Here is a 2,044-nt window from a genome sequence, read left to right as displayed (position 1 = left end):
ACGGTAATCGATGACTGGGTAGCGAACATCCCCGGCGGACAAGTGGGGGTGGCTTTCCGCAAGAACGAGGATGGCACCGACGATGTCATCCTCAGCGGCCCAGCGGTCCTGGTCGGGCGCGGAGTATTGACCCGCGACTGATATGTTGCTGACTTTGTCAAGATAGGCAGAACAAGGCGACCCCGCATCCGAATGGGCGCGTGGTCGCCTTGCCGTTCCCCGGGAGCCCCGACCTTCAGGCCGGTTCATGACTCGTGCTGTTATTCAGCGACGACGTGGTCGAATCTGATATCCGCGGGTTGGTTACCGCATGACGACTTTTCGGCGGGAAGCCGAGCCGCTGGTCTAGGATCGAACGTCGCAAGTCACCGGTGCCTGGTGGTGGGCAAGGTGGTTGCGGTTCATAGGCGCATCGCGGGTTGCTTCCACGCTGTCATGACCTCTTCTCCGTCGGTTCAGGGCCCCATCGCGGGTTGCTTCCACGCTGTCATGACCTCTTCTCCGTCGGTTCAGGGCCCACGGGAGCTAGGGGGAGGGTCAGGATCCCATGATGGTGTCCTGCCCGTGGCGTTGTTGGGGTTCGGCCAACGCCCAGCACCAGCCGGCCAGTTCACGGGCGATCGCCACGTTGGCCACGCACCGGCGCTTCTTGCGTTCCTCGAAGGCTTGCCATCGCCGATGCAGGCGTTGGTTCGCCCGGTGCGCGTGCGCCCTGGTTTCCGGTGTGGCCGCGTCCCACCGCCGACGCAGGGTGGCACTGGACTCGTCATAGGGGCGGGCGTGGTGCCAGGCAGCCTCGACCAGTAATCGGCGCGCGTGTTTGTTCCCGGTCTTCGTCACCGGTCCTTGGGAGCGGGTCTGTCCCGAGGAATGTTCACTGGGTACCAGCCCCAGGTAAGCGCCGATGCTGTTTCCGGTGAAGCGTGTCCAGTCCCCAATCTCGACGGCCAGCCCGAACGCCGTCAGGGTGCCGACCCCGCGCAGGCATTCCAGCGCGGTGACCACCGGCGCATAACTGCTGGTCGTGGCCATCAGCTCGATCTGTGTATCGAGTCGGTCCCTGCGTTCGATGACGGTGTCGACCATCTCGATGGATTCGTACAGGGTCATCTGCAGGGCCGGGATCTCGAAGCTGATCGCTTCCAGCCAGGCCCGGTGGTCCGCGGTCCAGGCCTTGCCGCCGGTATAGAGCAAGTCGTGGCGCAGCAATAGTTTCGAAAGGCGGTGCCGGGAACGCATCAAATCCATCCGGGCGTCCTCGCGCAGCCGTACCAGGTCGCGGGCCGCTTCTTCTTCCGGGCCCGGGACCCGCACCTCGGTGACCTGCCCCAAGGAGAGCAGCCGGGCCAGGTGCTCGGCGTCCCGGGCATCGGTCTTCACCCTGTCCCCGGAAGGCCGGATCAACCGGGACGGGGCCGCGACGACGCACTGGATTCCGGCCGCAGTCAATGTGCGGGCCAGGCCATACCCTGTCGGGCCGGCCTCATAGACGGCCCGGAGGGTGGAAATCTCACCACCATGGGCCACGATCCAGTCCCGGACGCCGTGATGATCCATGGCCAGTGAAGCGCGTTGCACTTCTCCGGTCTCCGGGGTGATGGCACAGATTTTCACGCTGCGGGCATGCACGTCCATGCCGATGAAAGTACGCTGGTACATAGCTGGAACCTCCTCGTTCATCTGTCGGCACCAACACAACAGTGGCGCCACAGACCCGAGGAAATCCACGGGTTCGTGGTGATCATGTTGGTGATCCACGCTACGCCGTAGAGCGTTCAATCATTATGAAGCGGAGGTTCCAGCTCTGACCAGACCTACCAAGCCCTACACCTCATATCGTCTAGGAGAAGCCGGGAGTAACCGGGCGCACGGCTTCAAGGACCGAACCCTGCTCCCGCAAGGGCAGTCACCTCTTCCCCTTATCCTTGTTTCATGACCGTTACCTCTGCCCTGCTTTCCTTTGCCGTGGTGGCCGCGCTGATGACCCTGGTTCCCGGGGTGGACACCGCCTTGATCTTGCGCTCAGCGGTGGCCCGCAGCCGCG

Annotated in this window: 1 protein-coding gene; it reads right to left on the bottom strand. The window is 63.8% G+C overall.

Annotation, left to right across the window (positions count from 1 at the left end; all coding sequences use genetic code 11):
- Positions 1 to 537: 537 nt before the first annotated feature.
- Complete coding sequence (locus FDN03_RS14795; RefSeq protein WP_138178377.1) at positions 538 to 1,659, bottom strand: IS110 family transposase; 1,122 nt, start codon at positions 1,657 to 1,659, stop codon at positions 538 to 540.
- Between the last annotated feature and the right edge of the window lie 385 nt (positions 1,660 to 2,044).

The organism is Glutamicibacter sp. V16R2B1 (assembly GCF_005774635.1).
Taxonomy (GTDB): domain Bacteria; phylum Actinomycetota; class Actinomycetes; order Actinomycetales; family Micrococcaceae; genus Glutamicibacter; species Glutamicibacter creatinolyticus.
The sequence above is the reverse complement of the archived record's forward strand: the minus strand, read 5'-3'. Positions and strand labels throughout refer to the sequence as shown.

What these genes read in the sequence shown, in the direction of transcription:
- FDN03_RS14795 (WP_138178377.1), bottom strand. Translation starts at nt 1,659, where the DNA reads ATGTACCAGCGTACTTTCATCGGCATGGACGTGCATGCCCGCAGCGTG.